20 protein-coding genes are annotated in these 23,238 nt (G+C 65.4%); 12 read left to right on the forward strand and 8 right to left on the reverse strand.

Annotated elements, in window-relative coordinates:
* Positions 1-86: 86 nt before the first annotated feature.
* The gene (locus tag OU800_RS20385) at positions 87-1,208 is read right to left on the reverse strand and encodes a fatty acid desaturase family protein (RefSeq protein ID WP_268179161.1); all 1,122 of its coding nucleotides are present in this window, start codon (positions 1,206-1,208) and stop codon (positions 87-89) included.
* Positions 1,166-2,245, reverse strand: a complete 1,080-nt coding sequence (locus tag OU800_RS20390) for a flavin reductase family protein (RefSeq protein ID WP_268179162.1) — start codon at positions 2,243-2,245, stop codon at positions 1,166-1,168. The genes OU800_RS20385 and OU800_RS20390 overlap by 43 nt, the downstream gene beginning before the upstream one ends.
* A 148-nt stretch (positions 2,246-2,393) precedes the next feature.
* Here OU800_RS20390 and OU800_RS20395 point away from each other — a divergent pair, with 148 nt between their 5' ends.
* From OU800_RS20395 to azu, 8 genes are all read left to right on the forward strand, one after another.
* Positions 2,394-3,029: a TetR family transcriptional regulator gene (locus OU800_RS20395; protein ID WP_268179163.1), complete on the forward strand. Its 636-nt coding sequence runs from the start codon at positions 2,394-2,396 to the stop codon at positions 3,027-3,029.
* A gap of 164 nt (positions 3,030-3,193) precedes the next feature.
* Positions 3,194-3,694: an urease accessory protein UreE gene (ureE, locus tag OU800_RS20400; protein WP_268179164.1), complete on the forward strand. Its 501-nt coding sequence runs from the start codon at positions 3,194-3,196 to the stop codon at positions 3,692-3,694.
* Between the two features lie 37 nt (positions 3,695-3,731).
* Complete coding sequence (locus tag OU800_RS20405) at positions 3,732-4,406, forward strand: urease accessory protein UreF (RefSeq protein WP_268179165.1); 675 nt, start codon at positions 3,732-3,734, stop codon at positions 4,404-4,406.
* A 15-nt stretch (positions 4,407-4,421) separates the two neighbouring features.
* Positions 4,422-5,036, forward strand: a complete 615-nt coding sequence (ureG, locus tag OU800_RS20410) for an urease accessory protein UreG (RefSeq protein WP_268179166.1) — start codon at positions 4,422-4,424, stop codon at positions 5,034-5,036.
* Between the two features lie 69 nt (positions 5,037-5,105).
* Entirely contained in the window at positions 5,106-5,678 is a 573-nt protein-coding gene (locus OU800_RS20415) for a HupE/UreJ family protein (protein ID WP_268179167.1), read from the forward strand.
* 1,448 nt (positions 5,679-7,126) lie between these two features.
* Positions 7,127-7,714 carry a TIGR00730 family Rossman fold protein gene (locus OU800_RS20420; RefSeq protein WP_268179168.1) on the forward strand — a complete coding sequence of 196 codons (588 nt, stop codon included), beginning with the start codon at positions 7,127-7,129 and terminating at the stop codon, positions 7,712-7,714.
* A 101-nt stretch (positions 7,715-7,815) separates the two neighbouring features.
* Positions 7,816-8,754 (forward strand): DUF808 domain-containing protein, encoded by a 939-nt coding sequence (locus tag OU800_RS20425; protein WP_268179169.1) that lies wholly within the window; start codon positions 7,816-7,818, stop codon positions 8,752-8,754.
* Between the two features lie 387 nt (positions 8,755-9,141).
* Positions 9,142-9,591, forward strand: a complete 450-nt coding sequence (gene azu, locus OU800_RS20430; RefSeq protein ID WP_268179170.1) for an azurin — start codon at positions 9,142-9,144, stop codon at positions 9,589-9,591.
* A 40-nt stretch (positions 9,592-9,631) separates the two neighbouring features.
* Here azu and OU800_RS20435 read toward each other — a convergent pair whose 3' ends face one another.
* From OU800_RS20435 to OU800_RS20445, 3 genes are all read right to left on the reverse strand, one after another.
* Positions 9,632-10,525 carry a transglutaminase family protein gene (locus OU800_RS20435; RefSeq protein WP_268179171.1) on the reverse strand — a complete coding sequence of 298 codons (894 nt, stop codon included), beginning with the start codon at positions 10,523-10,525 and terminating at the stop codon, positions 9,632-9,634.
* Positions 10,522-13,008, reverse strand: coding sequence for a circularly permuted type 2 ATP-grasp protein (locus OU800_RS20440; RefSeq protein WP_268179172.1), 2,487 nt, complete (start codon positions 13,006-13,008; stop codon positions 10,522-10,524). Before OU800_RS20440 ends, OU800_RS20435 begins: the two co-directional genes overlap by 4 nt.
* A 116-nt stretch (positions 13,009-13,124) precedes the next feature.
* Positions 13,125-16,418, reverse strand: coding sequence for a transglutaminase family protein (locus tag OU800_RS20445; protein ID WP_268179173.1), 3,294 nt, complete (start codon positions 16,416-16,418; stop codon positions 13,125-13,127).
* Between the two features lie 219 nt (positions 16,419-16,637).
* On the opposite strand from OU800_RS20445, the gene OU800_RS20450 reads away from it, so the two are divergent.
* Genes OU800_RS20450 through OU800_RS20460 form a run of 3 tightly spaced genes read left to right on the forward strand, consistent with a single transcriptional unit; the run spans position 16,638 to position 20,829 of the window.
* On the forward strand, positions 16,638-17,420 hold the full coding sequence (locus OU800_RS20450) for an efflux RND transporter periplasmic adaptor subunit (protein ID WP_442964716.1): 783 nt from the start codon (positions 16,638-16,640) through the stop codon (positions 17,418-17,420).
* Positions 17,417-18,736, forward strand: a complete 1,320-nt coding sequence (locus OU800_RS20455) for an efflux RND transporter periplasmic adaptor subunit (protein WP_268179175.1) — start codon at positions 17,417-17,419, stop codon at positions 18,734-18,736. The genes OU800_RS20450 and OU800_RS20455 overlap by 4 nt, the downstream gene beginning before the upstream one ends.
* The gene (locus OU800_RS20460) at positions 18,733-20,829 is read left to right on the forward strand and encodes an HlyD family efflux transporter periplasmic adaptor subunit (RefSeq protein ID WP_268179176.1); all 2,097 of its coding nucleotides are present in this window, start codon (positions 18,733-18,735) and stop codon (positions 20,827-20,829) included. Before OU800_RS20455 ends, OU800_RS20460 begins: the two co-directional genes overlap by 4 nt.
* A 6-nt stretch (positions 20,830-20,835) precedes the next feature.
* Here the strand turns inward: OU800_RS20460 and OU800_RS20465 are convergent, their stop codons facing one another.
* Positions 20,836-21,327 (reverse strand): GNAT family N-acetyltransferase, encoded by a 492-nt coding sequence (locus OU800_RS20465; RefSeq protein ID WP_268179177.1) that lies wholly within the window; start codon positions 21,325-21,327, stop codon positions 20,836-20,838.
* A 63-nt stretch (positions 21,328-21,390) separates the two neighbouring features.
* On the opposite strand from OU800_RS20465, the gene OU800_RS20470 reads away from it, so the two are divergent.
* Entirely contained in the window at positions 21,391-21,693 is a 303-nt protein-coding gene (locus OU800_RS20470; RefSeq protein ID WP_268179178.1) for a DUF6916 family protein, read from the forward strand.
* A 19-nt stretch (positions 21,694-21,712) separates the two neighbouring features.
* Here the strand turns inward: OU800_RS20470 and OU800_RS20475 are convergent, their stop codons facing one another.
* Positions 21,713-22,285 carry a phage tail protein gene (locus tag OU800_RS20475; RefSeq protein WP_268179179.1) on the reverse strand — a complete coding sequence of 191 codons (573 nt, stop codon included), beginning with the start codon at positions 22,283-22,285 and terminating at the stop codon, positions 21,713-21,715.
* A gap of 19 nt (positions 22,286-22,304) precedes the next feature.
* Positions 22,305-22,892: a phage tail protein gene (locus tag OU800_RS20480; protein WP_268179180.1), complete on the reverse strand. Its 588-nt coding sequence runs from the start codon at positions 22,890-22,892 to the stop codon at positions 22,305-22,307.
* Between the last annotated feature and the right edge of the window lie 346 nt (positions 22,893-23,238).

The following is a 23,238-nucleotide window of genomic DNA, read 5'->3' on the forward strand; positions in this document are numbered from 1 at the left end:
CAAGCCCGGCGCACGCCGGGCTTTTCTTTGGTTATTCGGATTTGATGTAGGGTTGGTTGATACTGGACTTCTCCGAAGCCCTCACCTCAACTCATAACAACCGGCGGCAGCCGATAGATCCAGATACGCCGCAACACCGTCCGAAACTGCCCCCACAAGGTTCCACAGTTGTAATGCTGCCCATAACGCTCGGCGATGCGCCGTACCTCGCGCGCCAGTTCGGCATAACGCCGCGCCGGCAGATCGGGGAACAGGTGATGCTCGATCTGATGGCTGAGGTTGCCAGTGAGGATATGCAGCAGCGGCCCACCAGACAGGTTGCTCGAACCGCGCAACTGGCGCAGATACCAGTGACCGCGCGTCTCACCCTCCAGCACTTCGGGCGCGAATACCGCCGCCTTCTCGGTGAAGTGACCACAGAAGATCACCAGAAAGGTCCACAGGTTACGCAGCAGGTTGGCCAGCAGATTGCCCGCCAGCACGGCCAGGGCATTGGCGCCGAGCAGCAGCGCCAGCAAGGGGAAGAACAGATAATCCTTGCCCCACTGCCGTGCCAGCTTGGCACCGAACTGGCGAGCCAGTGGACGCACCTCGTCCTGGCTGATACGCCCCTTGATCAGCTTGTCCAGGCGTAGGTGCTGGATGGCCACGGCGTACTGGAACAGCAGCGCCTGGATCGTCACCCACAGTGGCTGCCAGCGGTAGAAGGGCTTCCAGCGTTGTTCGGGGAACAAGCGCACCACGCCATAGCCGACATCGTCATCCATGCCCAGCACGTTGGTGTAGGTGTGGTGCACATGGTTGTGCGTGTGCCGCCAGAAATCGGCGGGGCCGACGATATCCCACTCGTACTGGTGCCCGGCAAATTCCGGGTCGTTCATCCAGTCGTACTGGCCATGCATGACGTTATGGCCCAGCTCCATATTCTCGAGGATCTTGCCCAGGCCCAGCAGCAAAGTGCCGAGCAACCAGGTGGGCGGGAACCAGCCCAGCATCAACAACACCCGGCCGCTCCAGCAGCACAGGCGCACGGCAGCGCGTACACGGCGAATGTAACGCGCATCGGCCTCGCCCAGGTCGGCCAGGGTGCGCTGGCGCAGGGCGTCCAGCTCGGCGCCGAAGGCCTCCAGTTCGGCAGGGCTCAGTTCGCGATCAAGACGGGCACTCACAGATCGATCTCCACATCCCCATGCGGGACACTGACACACAAACGAATGGGCTGGTTAGGCTCGGCGAACAGCGCGCCACTGCGCAGGTCACGCACCGCGCCGCTGAGCAGGGTGCAGGTGCAACTGGCGCAGATGCCCTGGCGGCAGCCGTGAGCCGGGCGCAAACCACTGGCCTCGGCCTGCTCCAGCAGGCTGCCCTGATTGTTGCCCGGCACCTGCTGGCCGCTGCGGGCGAAGCGCAGGCGCACCTCGCGCCGTTCATCCACGGTGAGCGGTTCGTGTGGGCTAAAGCTCTCCACCTGCAGGGTGCCGCCACGCGTCCACCAGCCTTGCAGTTGCTCGACGAAACCGCGCGGGCCACAGGTGATCAGGTGTTCGCCCGGCAACTCATCCAGTTGATCACGAGTGATACGCCCGCCCGGTTCGCCACTGATGACCCACCGCAGGTGCAGATTGCGATGCCGCTCGGCCAGCCCCTGCAGTTCTTCGACGAAAGCCCGCTGGCCAGGCCGGCGCACCTGATGCAGCAGCGTTATCGGCGCTGCGAAGCCTTGCGCCAGGGCCTCACGCAGCAACCCCAGCAACGGCGTAATGCCACTGCCGGCAGCGGCCAGTAACACTGGCCGCCCGTCATTCGGCCACTGCAATTCGCCGAAGGCCGGCGCCAGTTCCAGTAGCTGCCCCACCTCAAGATGATCGAGCAAGGCAGTGGATAGACGCCCACCCGGCTGGCGCTTGATCGCCAGTTCGACACGGCCATCGGCGCTGACCGCCGTGAGGCTGTAGCTGCGGCCATGACGCACACCCTCCTGTTCGAGGTAGACCTGCACGTGCTGCCCCGCACGCCAGCCGCGCTCATTGCCATTGCAGCGCAGGGTCAGCACCAGCATGTCCTCGGCCACCCAACGGCGCGCCGCGACCCGGGCGAACACCCGCTGTACCCGCAACGCGGGATGCAGCAAGCGCAGCAACAGATCGACATCGGCCTCGCGTAGCCAGCCGCGTCGGCACAGCGCGCGTAAAGGCTGCAGGGCTGGCACTAGGTGCCGGGCCAGGGAAAGCGACAGGATGGGCATGCAGCGACTCTTTTCAGTGAACGACTGTTCACAATGCTGGCAGTCAACTCAAAACGAGTCAACAGTCGTTCACTGAAGTGCCCCGCATGGTTCGACGCTGCCCAACCGCATTTGCTAGAGTGCGGCATCGTTCCCTGATCCCACTCGCATGACACCACGCGCCGAACAGAAGCAGCAGACCCGCCAGGCCCTGATGCACGCAGCTCTCACCCTGATGGAGAGTGGACGCGGCTTCGGCAGCCTGAGCCTGCGCGAGGTCACCCGCCTGGCCGGCATCGTGCCCACCGGGTTCTACCGCCACTTCGCCGATATGGACGAACTGGGCCTGGCCCTGGTGGCGGAAGTCGGCGAAACCTTCCGCGCCGCCATTCGCCAGGTGCGCCGCCATGAGTTCGAGGTGCGCGGCATGATCGATGCCTCGGTGCGCATCTTCCTCGCCGAGGTGGCCAACAACCACGCCCAGTTCCTCTTCCTCGCTCGCGAGCAGTACGGCGGCTCGCAGCCCGTGCGCCAGGCCATCGCCGCCCTGCGCGAGCGCATCACCAGCGACCTGGCCGCCGACCTCAAGCTGATGAGTCGCATGCCGCAGCTAGATCAGGCCGCGCTGGAGGTGATCTCCGACCTGGTGGTCAAGACCGTGTTCGCCACCCTGCCCGAACTGATCGACCCACCGGCGGCCACGCTCCCTGCGCACCTCACCGCCGAAGCCAAGGTCATCCAGCAGTTGCGCTTCATCATGATCGGCGGCAAGCACTGGCTGGGACTGGGCAAGCCAGATAGCTGAATTGCACCAAAATGGTGCCGACAAGCCAGCGCGCGCACCAAATAAAACCTATCCACCCCGACAGCTTCCGGAAGTATCGCCTGCAAGCGCCTGCATGCAGTGCTCAGGCGCATTGGCAAGGCCCTTGCACTATTTGCGGGCACACTGCCCCGGAATCGATACACATGCTGGTAATCCACAGCCACATCGCACCACAGAACACCTGTGACGCCGAACTGGAACTGACCTTCGAGGCCCGCAGCAAGAGCCGCCTGCGCTGTTTCACCACTGCCGGCGAAGAGGTCGGCCTGTTTCTCGAACGTGGCCAGCCGGCCCTGGCCGATGGCGACTGCCTGCAAGCGCAGGACGGCCGTGTGGTGCGCGTGCGCGCCAAGGCCGAACCCTTGTTGCACGTCACCTGCGCCAGCCCCTTCGAGCTGATGCGCGCCGCCTATCACCTGGGTAACCGCCATGTCGCCCTGCAACTGGGCGATGGCTGGCTGCGCCTGCCCGACGACTACGTGCTCAAGGCCATGCTCGAACAGCTCGGCGCGACGGTCGAGGCCATCGAGGCCCCCTATCAGCCCGAACAGGGTGCCTATGGCGGCGGTCACCACCACTCCCATCATGGCGAGGCCGAGTTCAACTACGGCCCACGCCTGCACCAGTTCGGGGTGCGCAAGTGAGCAAGGCCATGTCGACTGCATTCGCCGAGGCCGCCGCGTGAAACCGGCCTGGGCCCTGTTGCGCCTGGCCAGCCCGCAGCTCCCCATTGGCGGCTACAGCTACTCGCAGGGCCTGGAATGGGCCATCGATAGCGGCCTGATCAAGGATGCCGAAAGCGCCGAGCGCTGGCTGAGCGACCAGTTGTCGCTGAACCTCTCGCGCTTCGAGGCCCCGTTGCTGCTGGCCCATTGCCGAGCAGCGGTAGAGGGTGACTGGAGCCAACTGCAACAGCTCGCCGAGCAGCACCGCGCCAGCCGCGAAACCCGCGAGCTGGCACTGGAAAGCCGGCAGATGGGCTACTCGCTCAGACAGTTGCTAGAGGGTTTGCCGGAGCTGGACGAAGCCGCCCGCAAACTGCTGGCGAGCCAGGACGAACCCGGCCTGGCCATGGCCTGGGCATTGGCTGCGCGCGCCTGGCAGATCCGCCCGGACGACGCCCTGGCCGCCTGGCTCTGGGGCTGGTTGGAAAACCAGCTCGCCGTGCTGATGAAAGTGCTGCCCATGGGCCAACAGGCCGCCCAGCGCCTGACCAGCCGCCTGCTGCCGCAGCTCGATGCTGCCCAGCGACAGGCCGCCGAACTCTCTCCCGAACACTGGGGCAGCGCCGCCTTCGGCCTGGCCCTGGCGAGCATGGCGCACGAGCGCCAGTACTCACGTCTCTTCCGCTCCTGACGAGGAACAAAGCAAATGAACAGCCAACCCCTGCGTGTCGGCATCGGCGGCCCGGTCGGTTCCGGCAAGACCGCCCTGACCCTGGCGCTGTGCCGCGCCCTGCGCGAGCGCTACAACATCGCCGTGGTCACCAACGACATCTACACCCAGGAAGACGCCCAGTTCCTGGTGCGCAACGAAGCTCTGGAGCCCGAGCGCATCATCGGTGTGGAAACCGGCGGCTGCCCGCATACCGCCATCCGCGAGGACGCCTCGATCAACCTGGAGGCGGTGGAGCAGCTCAACCGGCGCTTCCCCGGCCTGGACCTGATCATCGTCGAATCCGGCGGCGACAACCTCTCGGCCACCTTCAGCCCGGAACTCTCCGATCTGACCCTCTACGTGATCGACGTCGCCGCCGGCGACAAGCTGCCGCGCAAAGGTGGGCCGGGCATCTGCAAGTCCGACCTGTTGGTGATCAACAAGATCGACCTGGCGCCCATGGTCGGCGCCTCGCTGGAGGTGATGGAACGCGACACCCTGAAGATGCGCGGCGAAAAGCCCTTCGTCTTCAGCAACCAGAAGGTCGGCCAGGGTCTCGACGAGATCATCGCCTTCATCGAACGCCAGGGCATGCTGACCGCGGCCTGAACCTCCCCTGTCCCGCCTGCGGGAGAGAGGGCCGCCTCTCTCCTTACCCATTGAGTCAAGGAGACCTCCATGAATCTGCGCAAAACCCTTTCCGCCATCGCCCTGTTCTGCACCCCAGCGCTGGCCTTCGCCCACCCCGGCCATGGCGAATCGGGCCTGCTCTCCGGCCTGGCCCACCCGGTATTCGGTCTGGATCACCTGCTGGCGATGCTCGCCGTCGGCCTGTGGGCCGCACAGCAAAACGGCGCAGCACGCTGGACACTGCCGCTGACCTTCGTCGGCACCATGCTCATCGGCGGCCTGCTGGGTTTCTCCGGGGTGGAGATTCCGCTGATGGAAACCGGCATCGCCGGCTCGGTGCTGGCCTTCGGTCTGCTGGTGGCGGTAGCCGCGCGCCTGCCGATGGTCCTGTCCATTGCCCTGACTGCCCTGTTCGCTCTCACCCACGGTGTTGCCCATGGCCTGGAACTACCGGACTTGGCCAGCCCGCTGGGCTATGCCGCTGGTTTCGTCATCGCCACGGCGGCCCTGCACGCCTTCGGCTATGCCCTGGTGCGCTTCCTGCCCCAGGCCGCTGCACCGCTGGTGCGCATCGCCGGCGCCGCCTCGGCACTGACCGGCGTCTGGTTGCTGGCCAGTTGAGTCCCTGCCGTCCGCCTCTGCCCCGAGGCGGACGAACTTCGCCTGAGCTGGCTGCACGAATGTTCGCCAGCTCGGGATACCCCCATATCCTCTTGCCCGAGCCAGGTTATCCCCATAAAGCTCACAGAGGCATGCACAGAATCTGAGGATAACCTGCGCGGCGCTTGTCCCAATGCACCATGGAAACGCCCTCCCGCCTGTCTCAAGCACGCTCCTGCCCACCTGCTCATAAATCCATCAACAGCTTCGAGCCCGCATATAATCTGGCCTAGCGGCTGCCTTGCAGAGCTTATCCACAAGACGACCCACAGCTTCCGGGGAAAACTCGACAAACTGGCGGCAATCGCCGAATCAAATGTCAAGCCCTTGTGAACAAAGGATTTTATGCCCTGATCAAAGATTGCTCAGCCTTTGCCAAGCGGCAGGATTTCGGCCATTCATGAAGGAACCACCAGCTTATCCACAAGATTGCCCACAGCTACCGGGGAAAACTTTTGGTTATTCGGATTTGAAGGGGGGAATGCTTGGTGTGTCACCGGGCTGGCAAGTTTGTGTGTTGGTTTGCTGGCTGTCCGGGAGTCTGTTCCGGATTGCCGCGTTTTTGTTGATGTTTTTTGTTTCGCCCTCTCGGGCGAGTCACTTTTGACGGGCAAAAGTAACCAAAACCCTCCGCCCGATCATCCGGCCCTGGCTGCGCCAGGGTTCGCTCACTCCATCGCCGTTCCAGAGGCCCGCCGCGGTGGGCCATCCATGGCCCATCGCGGCTTTCGCGGCATCCATGCCGCTCAACCTCTTCCACGACGATTCCGTTCGCCCTCCTGGGCGGGCTCTGCACGCGCCTGAACCCTAGGTACCCCCCTGCCCCAACGGCGTACTGCTTCCGAGCGGCCGGCGTCCCGGGACGCCCTACGCGAACGGGTCGCCGCCCGCTCCTACGCTGCTGCTTGGCAGCCGTAGGGCGGATCGGGGCGCCGACCGCTCGTAGCGCCAGCGAACAGTCCGCCGGGCCATCCCGAGTTCGGCACCACGGCTCACGCTCAATACTCCCACCAACGGCGTACTGCTACGCGAGTACGCGAATGAAACTATTGGTTTAATCCGACGGCCACAGCGCAACTTCATAGCGACCAGAACACGCCGGGCATACTCCGAAATGCCCCGGCGCAGCAGGGTGGGTATCAAAACTGACCTCCCCGCCCCTAGAAGAAGCCAATTTTCTGGATGCCCCTATGACCCTGATCGAAACAATCTAAGGGCAGCCCGACGGCATCCCGGCTAGCCTTCTGATCACCGCCAGATAAGGAAGCCTTGCCATGTCCCTCGACGATCTACGCCAATTGCTCGCCAGCTACGCCTGCGCCGCCTGTGGCATCGATACCCGTCATTGACCCTTGGTGACAACGCGGCGACTCGCTAACCTTGGCGCTTTTCCGTCGAGGAGTCGCGGCATGTCCCTGCGCAGCATCTGTGTTTTCTGTGGCGCCAGCCCTGGTGCCAGCCCGGTTTATCGCGAGGCCGCCGAAGCGCTCGGCCAGCACCTGGCCGAGCGCGGCCTGCGCCTGATCTATGGCGGTGGTGCGGTCGGCCTGATGGGAGTGGTGGCCGATGCGGCGCTGAATGCCGGCGGCGAAGTCATCGGCATCATTCCGCAAAGCCTGGAGCGCGCCGAGATCGGTCATCGCGGCCTGACCCACCTGGAAGTGGTCGATGGCATGCACGCACGCAAGGCGCGCATGGCAGAACTGGCCGACGCCTTCATCGCCCTGCCCGGCGGCCTCGGCACCCTGGAAGAGCTGTTCGAGGTGTGGACCTGGGGCCAGCTCGGCTATCACGCCAAACCGCTCGGCCTGCTGGAAGTGAATGGCTTCTACGCCAAGCTCGGCGACTTCCTCGACCATCTGGTAGCCGAGCGCTTCGTCCGTCCGCAGCACCGCGAGATGCTGCAAATAGCCGACTCGCCACACAGCCTGATCGACGCCCTAGCGGCCTGGCAGCCGACCGTGGCACCCAAGTGGGTGGACAGAACGCCGGCCTGAACCCAGCACGTGAACCAATGCCGGCTTTCGACGCACGGCGCGGTACTGCCGTGGCCGAGGATGCTAGGCTCTGCCTCTTTCTTCAACACGGAAGCCCGACAATGGCCGGAAGCAGCCTGCTCGCCCTGATCGACGACATCAGCACGGTACTCGACGATGTCGCCACCATGACCAAGATCGCCGCGCGCAAGACCGCTGGCGTGCTCGGTGATGACCTGGCGCTCAATGCCCAGCAGGTCACAGGCGTGCGTGCCGACCGTGAACTGCCGGTGGTCTGGGCGGTGGCCAAGGGTTCGCTGATCAACAAGGCGATCCTGGTGCCGGCAGCGCTGCTGATCAGCGCCATCGCCCCTTGGCTGGTGGTGCCACTGTTGATGCTCGGCGGCCTGTTCCTCTGCTACGAAGGCGCCGAGAAACTCCTGCACAAGCTGCTGCATCGTCACGACGCTGATGAGGAGAAACAGGCGCACAGGCAAGCCCTGGCCAACCCCGAAGTGGATCTGGTGGCCTTCGAGCGCGACAAGATCCGTGGTGCGGTGCGCACCGATTTCATTCTCTCGGCGGAGATCATCACCATCACCCTGGGCACCGTCGCCACCGCCAGCTTTCTCAATCAGGTGCTGGTACTCAGCGGCATCGCCCTGGTCATGACCCTTGGCGTTTATGGACTGGTGGCCGGCATCGTCAAGCTGGACGACGCCGGGCTCTACCTCAGCCAGCGCGGCAGTGCCTTCGCTCAGGCCTGTGGGCGCGGCATTCTGGCATTCGCGCCCTGGCTGATGAAGACGCTCTCGGTGGTCGGCACGGCGGCAATGTTTCTGGTCGGTGGTGGCATTCTCAGCCATGGCCTGCCGGCCGTGGACAGCGCCGTGCACCTTGCAGCCGAGTGGGTCGCCGAGGATGCCGGGCACCTGCTTTCGCTGGCGGTACCCGCCCTGCTCAATGCCCTGCTGGGCATAGTCGTGGGTCTGCTCAGCGTGCCACTGGTCAGCCTTGCCACGCGCCTATGGCAAAGGCTGCGCCCTTCCCAGACCAACTGAGGCGAACATTTTTCGAGCAACCGGTCGCGCCCTCTGCCAGGCGCGGCCGGCACGCACTTTCCCCAGGCTTATCCACAGCTTGCCTCACAGGTTTCGGGGATAAGCCACAGCAGCACGGCCGCACGCCACTCAGCCCCTTCATGGCCGGCCAATCGATTCATTACAAAGGACTTTTCACTCGGCACAGGAGCCCTGGGCAAAACCTGACCAAGCGCCCAAAAAGCCCAAGAGATAGCGCTCTGGAAGAGCCTCCCAGAGCTTATCGACAGAGTTATCCACAGATTTTCGGGATAACCAGACGTGGCGTTCGGTCGCATCCTCGAAGGTATCGAGCTGTGCGAACCTGTCCAGACCTGACCGGAAACTCAGAATCTGGAGGCTTCAAAGATGTTGCGTAAATTTGCTCTGCTGGCTGTGCTAGGCCTGGCCAGCACTCCGCTTCTCGCTGCCGAATGCGCGGTGGATGTCGAATCCACCGACCAGATGACTTACAACACCCAAGCCATCTCCATCAGCAAGAGCTGCAAGACCTTTACCGTCAATCTCAAGCACGTAGGCTCCCTGCCCAAGACGGCCATGGGGCACAACTGGGTACTGAGCAAGACCGCCGACATGCCCGGCATCGCCAGCGACGGTATCGGTGCCGGCCCTGCCGCCAACTACATCAAGGCCGGCGACGGGCGCGTGATCGCCCATACCGACCTGATCGGCGGTGGCGAAAGCACCTCGGTGACCTTCGACGTGAGCAAACTGGCAGCCGGCGAAGACTACAGCTTCTTCTGCTCCTTCCCTGGCCACTACTCACTGATGAAAGGCAGCGTGAAGCTGGTCGACTGAGCCCCCCGGCAAGGGCCTCGAGCGAGGCCCTTGATCCCGCCTACCCAAGCGGCAATACCGTGACCTGCACTTCCGGGTCGTGGCTGCCACCTCCCAGGATCACTCCGCGCAGCGGCGATACATCAGCGAAATCCCGGCCCCAGGCCAGGGTGATGTGTTCCAGCGCCGGACGCACGTTGTTGGTCGGATCGAAATCCACCCACCCCTGACGCGGACAATACAGCGACACCCAGGCATGCGAGGCATCGGCACCGATCAGCCGTGGCTGACCGGGAGGCGGCTGGGTCAGCAGGTAGCCGCTGACGTAACGCGCCGCCAGGCCGCGCGAGCGCAGGCAGGCAAGCATCAGGTGGGCGAAGTCCTGGCAGACCCCGCGCTTTTCCTCCAGCACCTGCAGCAGGGGCGTCGCCACCTGGGTGGCACCGGCGTCGAAGCTGAATTCGTCGAAGATCTTCTGCATCAGCGCCTGGCCCGCCTCCAGCAGCGGTCGCCCCGGCGTGAAGCAATCGTCGCCATAGTCGGCGAACACCTGCTTGAGGCGCACGTAGGGCGACTCGAAGCGATAACGCGCCGCCTCCAGCAGCGCCGCCTCCATGGGCTGGCCCGCGTAGCTGAGTGCGGCACAGGCCGCCTCCCAGGCGGGCGAGTCCTCCAGCTCCAGCGGCGGGCGCGCCAGCACCTCGACCCGCAGCCGCGCACTGACGCTGAGCGCCTCGTGCGGGCGCTCGAACACCAGGCGCGTCAGCGGATTGCCGAACACGTCCAGGCCATCACGGCGCTGGCAGGGCTGCGGGTCGATGCGCAGCTCCCGTTCATGGCAACGCTGCCAGGGACATTCGCGCGGCCACAGGTGGGCCAGTTGCTGGGCCAGGGAAACCGGCGCCGAATAACGGTAATGGGTGTCGTGAAGGATCTGATACGAGGCGCTGCTCATGAGGATTGCGTCCGCTGGCTGACATCGACGTGGGCGAAGAAACGCAACCCCAGGTGATCGGAGGCCGTACCGGCAGCCTCACTGATGGCGCCCAGCAGGTCGGCGAGGCCTTCGAGCACGGCACGGGTGCTGCCCGGGCCGAACAACGGGCTCTCCAGGCTGTTCAGGTTGAAGGCGGCGAGCTGCTGTTCGAGATAGACCAGGTAGCGTTCGACCGGCAGCTCGAAACGCTCGTTGATCCCCTGCAGGGAGCGCAACAAGGTGCGTAGCTGGAACATCACGGCATGCGGGTTCTGATCGTCCAGCAACAGCAGATCGAGCACCGGAATCAGTTGTGCCGAGGCCAGGTAGCGGGTGCGGTAGGTGATGCTGCTGTTACCCAGCTCCAGCAGCCACTCCAGCGCCGACTGGTCGGTGGCCGAACTGCTGCGCAGGAAGCCGGCGAAGCTGTCGCAGAGAAACTGCAGGCGCTCGACGTAACGCCCGAGCATGAGGAAGCGCCAACCATCGTCGCGGGTCATGTCGTCCAGGGCGAACCCCGACAGCGCCGCCAGCGACATCAGCATGCGGTTGAGAAAGTCCAGCAGTTCACCAAAGTCGGCCGGCTGCCCCTCGAGCAGTTGCGCCTCGCGCTGCAGCTCCACCAATGCCTGCCAGTTGGCCTGGGACAGCTTGCCGCGCACGCTGCCGGCGGCCCACTGCAGGCGTTGCAGGTTGGCGCGCAGGCTGGCTGGCCAGTCGCTGCCGAGCAAGGCTTGCAGCAGGCGTGCCTCCAGTTCACCTTCATCCGGATCGGCCAGCAGCCCCAGGCTCTGCGCCAGGGCCAGGGCGCTCTGCAGTGCCTGCGGGTCGTCGTCGTCATCGACATAGCGCGCCAGCATGATGCGCAGCAGGCGCGCGCTGTCTTCGCAACGCTCGGCGTAACGGCCGAACCAGAACAGGTTTTCCACCACCCGTGACGGCAGGAAGGGGTCGCTGCGTACCAGGTCGGCGCTGCCCAGGGTGCGCGGAGTGTGCCAGGGCTCGCCGCTACTGTTGCGGGTGCCGAGCACCCAGGTGTCCTTGCTCGCCCCGCCACGCTGCATCGACACCACTTCGGCATCGGCTTCGCCCGCCACGCGGGTCAGGCCACCGACCATCACCCGGTAGCCCTCGCTGCTGGCCACAGCGAACACGCGCATGCCAATGGCGCGCGGCTGCAGGCCGCTGCCATCCCACACCGGCGCCTGCGACAGCTTGGCCCGCGCCTGCGCCACATAGGCGTAGGGGCGCTGCCTGAGGCGTGCGGCCAGCTTGGCCCGCTGCGCTTCGTCCAGGTCGCGACCGAATACCGGGGTGAAGCTCTGCGAGGGGAAGGCCGGGCGCACCAGTAACTGGTCGAGTTTTTCCAGCGCCTCTTCCAGTACCGGCGGCTCACCGCACCACCAACTGGCGATGGACGGCAGCAGCAGTTCCTCGCCCAGCAGGTGTTCGCTGATCGCCGGCAGGAAGCCGGGCAGGCCGGGCGACTCGAGCACGCCGCTGCCCAGGGCGTTGGCCACCAGCACGCGGCCACGGCGCACCGCTTCGAGCAGGCCGGGTACGCCGAGGGCGGAGTCGGTGCGCAGCTCCAGCGGGTCGCAATAGTCGTCGTCGAGACGGCGCAGCACCGCATGCACGCGGCGCAGGCCGGCCAGGGTCTTGAGGTAGAGGGTGGCGTCGCGCACGGTCAGGTCGCTGCCTTCCACCAGCGGGTAACCGAGCTGACGCGCCAGGTACAGGTGCTCGAAATAGCTTTCGTTGAAACGCCCCGGCGTGAGCAGCACCACCAGCGGCGTCTCGCCACCGCTCGGCGCCTGGCGCGCCAGGGTGTCCTGCAGGGTGCGGAAGAAGTTGCCCAGGTGCTGCACACGCAGGTCGCGGTACAGCTCGGGGAAGGCGCGCGAGACGATCTGCCGGTTCTCCAGCGCATAACCGGCGCCGGACGGCGCCTGCGTGCGGTCGGCGGTGACCCACCAGCGGCCGTCCGGTGCGCGGGCCAGATCCACCGCGTACAGGTGCAGCCAGGTGCCGCCCGGAGCCTGCATGCCCTGACAGGGCCAGAGGAAGTTGTTGTGGCCGAACACCAGTTCGGTGGGCAGCAGTCCTTCGGCAATCAGCTTCTGCGGGCCATAGAGATCGGCCAGCACGCGGTTGAGCAGGGTCGCGCGCTGCGCCACGCCGGCGGCGATCTGTTGCCACTCGTCGAGCGGGATCAGGTTGGGCAGCAGGTCGAGTTCCCAGGGTCGGTCGGCCCCCTCGGGGTCGGCATAGACGTTGTAGGTGACGCCGTTCTCCTGAATCTGCCGCGTCAGCATGGCTTCACGCTGGGCCAACTGCTCCGGGCGGCTGCGCGCTAGCTGTTCGTAGAAGCGCCGCCAGTGCGGGCGCACGTTGCCCTTGCCGTCGAGCAGTTCGTGGTAGGCCCCGGCAGTAGGCGGGTAATCGGCTAGCAGGTCGTGCATGGCAGGCTCGGCAGTGGCAAGGCGGTACGGCTTGACGCTCCCCTCTCCCTAGCCCTTTCCCCAGAGAGGCGAGGGAACTGATCGCGGCAACCGACATTCATGTGCGCAACATGTGGTCAGACGCGCCGCAAATCCAGGGTCATCGGCAACTCATTATTGTCTATCGGCTGCAGGGCCGGGCGCTTGCCCGGGCTGTGGCCCAGGCGGAAGAAGCGCGCCAGGCGCCGGCTCTCGGCCTCGTAGGCGTTGACCGGCAGGCTGTCGTAGTTGCGCCCGCCGGGATGCGCCACATGGTACTGGCAACCGCCCAACGAGCGCTGCATCCAGGTGTCGACCAGATCGAACACCAGCGGCGCATGCACGCCGATGGTCGGCTGCAGGCAACTGGCCGGTTGCCAGGCGCGGAAGCGCACGCCACCGACGAACTCGCCGACCTTGCCGGTGGGCCGCAGTGGCACCGGCACGCCGTTGCAGGTGAGCACGTAGCGATCCGGCGCCATGCCGCCCACCTTCACCTGCATGCGTTCCAGTGACGAGTCGACGTAGCGCACCGTGCCGCCGACGGCCCCCTCCTCGCCCAGCACATGCCAGGGCTCCAGCGCCTGGCGCAGCTCCAGGTCGATACCCTTGACGGCGAAATCGCCAGCCTTGGGGAAACGGAACTCCAGGTGCGGCGCGAACCACTCGCTACGCAGGCGATAGCCGAAACTGCCCAGCTCCTGCAGCACGTCGGCGAAATCCTGCTCGACGAAATGCGGCAGCAGGAAGCGGTCGTGCAGTTCGGTGCCCCAGCGCACCAGCTTGGCCGGGCGGTAGGGCTCCTGCCAGAAACGCGCGATCAGTGCACGTAGCAGCAGTTGCTGAGCCAGGCTCATCTGCGCATGCGGCGGCATCTCGAAGGCACGCAGTTCCAGCAAGCCGAGGCGACCAGTGGCCGAATCCGGCGAGTACAGCTTGTCGATGCAGAACTCGGCGCGGTGAGTGTTGCCGGTGACGTCCACCAGCAGGTTACGCAGCAAGCGGTCGACCAGCCAGGGCGGGCAATCGCGACCCGGCTCGGGCATCTGCGCGAAGGCGATTTCCAGTTCGTACAAGGCATCGTTGCGCGCTTCATCCACACGCGGCGCCTGCGATGTCGGGCCGATAAACAGGCCGCTGAACAGGTAGGACAGCGACGGATGGTTGTGCCAGTAGCTGATCAGGCTGCGCAACAGGTCGGGGCGACGCAGGAAGGGTGAGTCGCTGGGCGTCGCGCCACCGAGGACGAAGTGGTTGCCACCGCCGGTGCCGGTATGGCGTCCGTCGATCATGAACTTCTCGCTGGACAGGCGTGATTGGCGCGCGGCCTCGTAGAGGAATTCGCAGCGCTCCACCAGTTCGTCCCAGTTTGCAGCCGGATGGATGTTCACCTCGATCACGCCGGGGTCGGGAGTAACGCGAAAGTGCAGCAGGCGCGGATCCAGCGGTGGCTCGTAGCCTTCCAGCAGCACCGGGCAGTTCAGCTCGGCAGCCACCGTCTCAATGGCCGCGACCAGCTCCAGATAGTCTTCGAGATGGCTCAGCGGCGGCATGAACAGATACAGACGGCCCTCGCGCGGCTCGGCGCACAGCGCGGTACGCACGATGCCCGCTGCAGACTGCCCGCTGGCAGGGCGTGTACTCTGCACGTTGGCGTTGGCGCCACGCCAGACCCCACGCACCTGGCGCTGGATCTGCGCCGGGCTGGGCAGCGGTGGCAGCGCCTGGCTGGGGTCGAGCGGATTGATATAGGGGTAGTCGGTCTGGCTGACCCAGGGCAGCGAATCCAGCGGCAGGCGGTAGCCCAACGGCGAATCGCCCGGCAGCAGGCGACAGTGTTCGTCACGCAGGAACCAGCGCCCGCTCTGCCAGCCCTCGCCCACCACCTGGCGCGCCAGCGGCAGCACGTGGCCAACCACGGCGTCGAGGCCCTGATCGAACACCTTGCGCAGGCGCTCGCGCTCCAGCGGGTCGCTCAGGCGCGGGTCGTCCGGGGTGACGTTGTCCGGCAATTTGCGCTCACGCCACAGGTAGTAGAACCAGTCCTCATAAGCCGGGAAGACGTTGTCGCCATCCACTCCCAACCGTGCGGCCAGGCTGGCGAGAAAGCGCGCGGCGGTTTCGGCGGTGGCGCCGTAACCGCGCTTCTCGTCGGCCAGCAGCCTGGGGTCGTGCCACAGCGGTTCGCCATCGCGACGCCAGAAGCAGTTCAGTGACCAGCGCGGCAACTGCTCACCCGGGTACCACTTGCCCTGGCCGAAATGCACCAGCGCATGCGGCGCGTAATGCTCACGCAGGCGATGGAACAGGTCGGCGGCCAGGTGCCGCTTGTTCGGCCCCAGCGCGGCGGTGTTCCACTCGTCGTCATCGGGATAGTCGAGGGCGACGAAGGTCGGTTCGCCGCCCATGGTCAGGCGCACGTCATGCTTGCTCAGGTCATCGTCGATCTGCCGTCCCAGGGCCAGGATCGCCTGCCACTGCGCCTCGCTGTAAGGTTTGGTGACGCGCGGCGCCTCCCACACACGCTCGACGCTCATCAGGTGCTCGAATTCCACCTCGCATTCGTCCAGGCCGCCGGTGATCGGCGCCGCCGAGGACGGCTCCGGGCTGCAGGCCAGGGGGATATGGCCCTCACCGGCAAACAAGCCGCTGGTAGGATCGAGGCCGATCCAGCCGGCGCCGGGCAGGTACACCTCGCACCAGGCGTGCAGATCGGTGAAGTCCTTGTCGGTGCCGCTGGGCCCGTCGAGGGCTTTGACGTCGGCGGTGAGCTGGATCAGGTAGCCGGAAACGAAACGCGCGGCCAGGCCCAGGTGACGCAGCAACTGCACCAGCAGCCAGGCCGAGTCGCGGCACGAGCCGGAAGCCAGCTCCAGCGACTGCTCGGGCGTCTGCACGCCCGGCTCCATGCGGATCAGGTAGCGGATGTCGCTGGACAGACGCTGGTTCAGCTCGACAAGAAAATCGACGCTGGGCTTCGGCTCACGGGAAATGCCGGCCAGGTACTTGGCGAACAATGGCGTCGCCGGCAGCTTGACCAGGTAGGGCGCCAGCTCACGCTGCTCGCCTTCGGTGTAGGCGAAGGGAATGCGCTCGGCGTAGGGCTCGAGGAAGAAGTCGAAGGGGTTGAACACCGCCATCTCGGCGACCAGATCCACCTCGACCTTGAACTCGCGGGTCTTTTCCGGAAAGACCAGACGCGCCAGGTAGTTGCCCTGCGGATCCTGCTGCCAGTTGACGAAGTGCTGACCCGGTTCGACCTTCAGTGCGTAGGAGAGGATACGTGTGCGGCTGTGCGGTGCCGGGCGCAGGCGCACTACCTGTGGGCCAAGGTTGACCGCGCGGTCGTAGCGGTAGTGGGTAACATGGTGCAGCGCGACATGAATCGACACGGCGGCCTCCTGCTAGCCTGGACGATGCTCCGTGCAGCGCAAGACTTATGCCAGAGCGCGGGGCACGACTCAATCAGGCGCAATCATAACCTCAACGCACCAGCAAGGAGCCAGGTGCGCACCAGAGCCGCGTTGACGCACCAATAACGAACATCGCATTGGATTTGCCATAGCCGCAGCCTGCCTTAGACTGCACACATCTCATCAAGGATGTGTGTCATGCCCCTCCGCTCTGTCCGCTGGTTGCCCCTCGCTATCCTGACGCTCGTCCTGAGCCCCTCGCTCTGGGCAGAAGACCCGTTGCTCGCCCCCCTCGATCAAACCACCGCCAGCAGTGGCGAACGCCAGGTGCGCGGGGTACTGCGTGCGCGCAATCAGGCGGTGATCAGCAGCGAACTGGCCGGGCGCATCGTCGAGATGCCCTACAGCGATGGCCAGAGCTTCGCCAAGGGTGATCTGCTCGCCCGTTTCGACTGCAGCGCCTACCAGGCCCAGCTCAACGCTGCGCAGGCCGCCGCGCGCGCCACCCGTGAAGAGCTGAACCACAAGAAGCAACTGGCCGCCCTCAACTCGGTCGGCCGCTTCGAGGTGGCGCTGGCCGAAGCCCGCCAGGCCCAGGCCCAGGCCGAGACCCAGGTGTACCAGGTGCAGGTCAGGCGCTGCAGCGTCACCGCGCCCTTCGCCGGCAACGTGGTACAGCGCCGTGCGCAACCCCACGAAAGTGTCGCCAGTGGCGCGCCGCTGCTGGAAGTGGTGGATAACACCACGCTGGAAATCTACCTGCTGGTGCCCTCCAGTTGGCTCAGCCGCCTGCAACCGGGGCAGGCCTTCGAGTTCATTCCCGACGAGACCGGCAAGCCACTGCAGGCCAGGATCAAACGCCTGGGCGCACGCATCGACGAGGGCAGCCAGACCCTGCTGCTGATCGGTAGCCTGCCCGAGGATGCCAAGGGCCTGCTGGCCGGCATGAGCGGCACTGCGCAGTTCCAGGAGTCACCATGAACGCGCCACTGCCGGCCACGGCGGAGCGCATCTTCGCCCTGTTTCTCGGGCTCGAGCAGCAGGCACGCAAGGCTGCCAATACCGAGCAACTGGCCTTCGCCATGGTCAATGACGGCCAGGCGCTGTTCGGTTTCCGTCATGCCGCCCTGCTGATCGCTGGCAAGGTACAGGCGCTGACCGGCATCAGTGTGGTGGAAGCGCACTCCCCTTTCGTCGCGTTCGTCGAACGCGCCACCTCGGCCCTGCGCGACCAAGAGCGCCTGGACGAGGGCCATAATGTCGACCCGGCGCAGATGGACGAGCAGACTCGCCTGGACATGAACGAACTGTCCACCCCACACGCCTACTGGCTGCCGTTGAAGAACCGCAGCGGCGAAACCTTCGGCGGCCTGTGGCTGGCCCGCGAGCAACCCTTCAACGACGCCGAGCAATCCTTGCTGACGCAGTTGGCCGGCAGCTACGCCCATGCCTGGCTGGCCCTGCAACCACACCAACCCTGGCGCCTGCGTTGGCCACGCAGAAAGCTGCTGGCCATGGCGGCCGCGCTCTGCTTGCTGCTGCTGATCCCGGTACGCCAGTCGGTACTGGCCCCTGCCGAAGTGGTGCCCCTAGGGGGGCGTGTGGTGGCAGCCCCACTGGATGGGGTGATCGCCGAGTTCCTGGTCAAACCCAACCAGCAGGTGGCCGCCGGAGACGTACTGGTGCGTTTCGATGCCACCAGCCTCAAGGCCCAGGCCGATGTTGCCGAACGCACCCTGGGCGTGGCCGAGGCGGAACTCAAGGCCAACAGCCAACGCGCCTTCGCCGATGCCGAATCCAGTGCCCGCCTGGATCTTCTCGCCGCGCGCGTCGAGCAGAAGCGCGCCGAGCGCGACTATGCCCAGCAGTTGCTGGCGCGCAGCGAGGTACGCGCCGAGCGCGCGGGGATCGCGGTGTTCGCCGATGCCGAGCGCCTCACCGGCAAACCTGTGCAGACCGGCGAGCGACTGATGCAGATTGCCGATCCGAACCAGGCCGAACTGCGCATCGAGCTGCCAGTGGGTGACGCCATCGCCCTGCAGCCCGGCGCCGAGGTGGCGCTGTTTCTCGACAGCGATCCTCTGCATCGTCATGCGGCTCGGCTGGAGCGCGCCGCCTACGAGGCGCAAAGCACCGCCGCCGGACAACTGGCCTATCGCCTCGACGCCGCCTTCGTCGAAGCGCCGCCGCGTATCGGCTTGCGCGGCACCGCCAAGCTGTTCGGCGACCGCGCGCCGCTGGCCTACTACCTGCTGCGCCGGCCTTTGGCCGCGCTGCGGCAGAGCCTGGGCCTGTGATGCTGCCCGCGCTGCGGCCTGACCTGCAGCTATCACCGGCCGCCCCCGGCCTCGATGGCGCGCCACAATGGACGCTGGCCGATCCCCTGCGCGGCCGCTACTTCAAGCTTGGCGCCGCGGCCGTGCGCCTGCTGCGCCACTGGACGCTGGGCGAGCCGCAGCGCGTGCTGGCAGCGGCCAACGGCGAGCCCGGCCTGCCCCTGGGCCAAGCCGAGCTGGAAGAAATGCTGAGCTTTCTCAGCCAGCATGACCTGATCGCCGCCCAGGATGACAAGCAGCGCGCCAGCTACGCCATGAAAGCCGCCGCCCAGCGCCAGAGCCCATGGAAACGGGTACTGCATCAGTACCTGTTCTTTCGCATCCCGCTGTGGCGCCCGGATCCCTTTCTCAATCGCGCCTGGCCGGTGCTCGAGCGTCACGGCCCCTGGCTGCTGCGCTGGGGCCTGCCGCTGGTCTTCTTACTCGGCCTGTTCCTGGTGATTCGCGACTGGCAGCGTTTTCTCACCACCTTCCCCCATCTGTTCAGCCTGGGCGGCGCCCTGGCCTTTGGCGTGGCGCTGACCTTCGCCAAGCTCTGTCACGAATTCGGCCATGCCTTCATGGCCAAGCGCGCCGGCTGCCGGGTGCAGAGCATGGGCCTGGCGTTCATGGTGCTGCTGCCGATGTTCTACACCGATGTCAGCGACGCCTGGCGCGTGCGTGACCGCCGCTCGCGATTGCTGATCGGCGCCGGCGGCGTGCTCGCCGAGCTGTCGCTGGCGGTGCTGGCGCTGCTGGCCTGGTCGCTGCTGCCGGACGGCCCGGCGCGCACCGCGGCCTTCATGCTGGCCAGTGCCACCTGGATCACCACTCTGGTGATCAACCTCAACCCCTTCATGCGCTTCGATGGTTACTTTCTGATCAGCGACCTGTGGGGCGTGGACAACCTGCAGCAACGCGCCTTCGCCCTGTGCCGCTGGCGCCTGCGCGAGGCGCTATTCGGTTATGGCGAGCCGGCCCCCGAGCCCTGGTCGCCGGCCATGCGCAAGCGCCTGCTGATCTGGGGCTATGGCTCGTGGATCTGGCGTGCGATCCTGTTCCTCGGCATTGCCCTGGCGGTCTACCACCTGTTCTTCAAGGTACTGGGCATCTTCCTGATGCTGGTGGAACTGCTCTGGTTCATCGGTTTGCCGATCTGGCGCGAACTGGGCGAGTGGTGGCAACGCCGCGAACAGGCCAATCCGCGCAAGGCATTGCTCACCGGCCTGGGTCTGGGCGCGGTGCTGCTGGTGCTGGTCGTGCCCTGGCGCAGTTCGGTGGAGATACCAGCCCTGCTCGAAGCCTCCCGCACCCATGCCCTGCACGCTCCGCTGGCCGCGCGCCTGAAGGCCGTGCACGTACAGGACGGGCAACCTGTGGCCGCTGGGGATCTGCTGCTGGAGCTGGACTCGCCGGATCTGGACTCGCGACAAGCCATCGTTCGCCGCGAGATCGATATTCTGCAATTACAACTGCGCCGTCTGTCGGCGCGCAGCGAAACGGCGGCAGACGCTGGCGTCCTCGAACAGCGCCTGGCCGAGGCCGTGGCCGAGTACCGTGGCCTCGCCGCGCAACGTGAGCGCCTGCAGCTACGCGCGCCGCAGGCTGGCGTGGTGCGTGATCTGCAACGTGACCTGAGTGTGGATCGCTGGCTGCATCCTGCCGAGCCGTTGGCGCGCATCGTCGAGCCTGGGCTGCGCCTGCGCGGCTACCTGGCCGAGGAGAATCTCTGGCGGGTCGAGGCCGGCAGCAGCGGGCGCTTCATTGCCGATGACCCAGCACGCCCGGCCATGCCAGTGCGCCTGGACGAAGTGAACCCCACCGCTGCCGCCTACCTGGAGCTGGAGGCGCTCAGCTCCGATCATGGCGGTCCCATTGCCGTGCGTCGCGACGCGCAACATCGCGCCGAGCCCGTGCAGGCACAATACGGGGTACGCCTGATGCTGCTCGAAGACGACATCCACCCCGATCATCCGTTACGTGGCGTGGTGCTGCTCGAGGGTGAGCGCCAGTCCCTGCTGGGCGCGGCCTGGCGGCGAATCGCAGCGCTCGGTGTGCGCGAAAGCGGTTTCTGAGGTGCGTTAGACCACTGGCTGCGGCTCACGGCGCATCTGGAGCTGAACCTCATCCTCCGCACTGGCTTGCGCACGAAACCCCAAGCGCTGGTAGAGACGCAGCGCGGGGTTGTGGCGCATCACCGCCAGCTCCAGCGCCTTGCCCTGCAGGTCGGCCTGGTCGATCAGCGCCTTCAGCAGTCGCTCGCCCAGGCCCTGCCCGCGGTAGCGTTCCTGCAGACCGATATCCAGCAGGCGAATGGCTTGTGCCCCCTCGTGCCAGGTAAGTGCTCCGACCGGCTCAGCATCGAGCAGCACGACCTCAGTACGGGCATCCGGGTAATGATTGGCGAACACTTGGCGCTGCAGTTGCCATTGCTGCTCCAGCAATTGAGGACAGACTGCCAGCAGTTCAGGCTGCAGCCCCCGCAGTTGGGCGAAGAGTTGGCGCAGCCAGGGTTGGTCCGCCGCGCAGGCGACACGTCGCTTGAGCTCTCCGCCGGCCTTCATCTCGCTCATGGGCTGCTATATTTCCCCTGCCTGGCGGCAATGCCAATTATTCCTAAGCACAGGGAGTGACCCATGCTCATCGATACCCAAGGCCTCACGGCTCGGTCTTTCAACGCGGAAATCGGCCAGTTGTTCACGGCAGAGACCGTTCCCGATCCCGTCCAACTGACCCTGCACAGGCTGGTAGAGGGAGCCGTGGCGAGCAATGGTTATCGCACACCCTTCTCGCTGATCTTCACCACACCCATGAACGTGCTGTTGCTGGAAGCACAGTACCGCCTCAAGAGCGCCAGCGGTCGCGAATACATGCTCTACCTGAGCCCGATCGTCTCCCCTGGCGACGGCCTGCGTCACTATCAGGCCCAGTTCAACTAGGCCTGATAGTGGCGACCGATCACTGCCGAGGTGGATAGAGCCCCTCGACACAGATGCACTGCGTCAGGGCCAGTACTGGCTGCACTATGCTCACCGGCTGGTTCTGACCACTGACGGCTAGCTGAACGTTTAGCTGCAGTTGCGCGGGCAACTGCACAGACCCTGGCGCGGGCGCGTAGATCTGTACCGCGGCGCTCTCGCGACCATAGTTGCCAAGGCTTTGCCCGAGCGTGCTGGTGGCCGAGGCCTGGCTTGCAGTGGCGGGGACGTCCGCTTCCTGCAGGGCCACGCTCAACTGGCTAACGGCATCGTGCTGGTGCTGTGGCAGATTGTTCATCAGCAGTGTGGTGCTTTCCGTCCCGGTCATCTCGCCAAGTTCATATTGCCCGCCGGCCCCCACCGCCACCCGTCCATTGAGGTTGGGCAAGCCGAAGGTGGTCGTGCCATTACCTCCATAGGTAGTACCTAGCAGAGAAAACAGTGCATCGAACTGGGCAATCGACAAAAGCTGCCCACTACAGGTCATCCAGCCGCGCGGCGCGAAGTTGCCGGCAAAGGGGGCGACTACCCCCATGTAGCTGTCGATATCCATTGCAATACTCCTCGAGCCATCAGTCGCGTGGGGGGAAGATCCCTTGCAGGCAGATGATGTAGTTGATGACGGTGAAGGGCTGGAGGATGGAGAAAGGCTGGTTGCCGCCAGTATTAGCCACGGTGACCGTAGCCGTCGTGCTGAGGGGTACGCTGACCGAACCGGGGGCCGGCGCGTAGATCTTCACATCGACTGTCTCGCGGCCATAAGCGCCGGTGGCACTGGCAAGCACGGTGCTGGCTGTCGGCGTGGCCGTGGTGGCCGCCGCGCTGCTGGCCGGCAAAGACGCGCTGGCCGAAACCGTGGCGGCATGGTTGTGCGCGGGCATCTGCAGTTGTGTCAGGGTCACGGTTTCCTGGCCTGCCTGCTGCCCCAGGGGATGCAGCGTGGTGCCTGGCGACTGCCCTGCCCCCATAGGGACACGGCCTTGCAGGTTGGGCAGGGCGAAGTTGTTCTGGCCGTTCCCCCCATAGGTCGTGCCAATGACGGCAAAGAGCGCCTGGTTCTGAGTGATGGGTAGCAACTGCCCCTGGCAGAAAGCCCAGTTACGGGGCGCGAAGTTGGGTGCCCAACCACTGATCGCACCAATGTAGGACTGATCGCTCATGACTATTCCTTTTCGATTATGGTCGCGTGATCACGGAGTCGCCCGAGCCGCCGACTTCTTCCTTGCGGCCCGAGCCGTAAAGAACCATAGCTGACATCCGTGCAGGCGAAGATTTATTTCTCGGCCCTCCTAGTCATTGCCGGAGAAACAACTAGACTGCTTTTACGGCCACTGAAGGCATACCGCCACCAGTCACACTTGCATGCCCATTCACCAACCCACGTAGAGCCTCGGCAGTAGAGGAAACATGAGCGGTGAGTCCAGGGAGGAAGTTCAAAATGTTCCGCAATCTGCCGAAAGTCTCGACCCGCAGCAAACCCCAGACTGACTCACTGCATGCTCCTCT

It is taken from the genome of Pseudomonas sp. GOM7, assembly GCF_026723825.1.
Lineage (GTDB): Bacteria > Pseudomonadota > Gammaproteobacteria > Pseudomonadales > Pseudomonadaceae > Aquipseudomonas.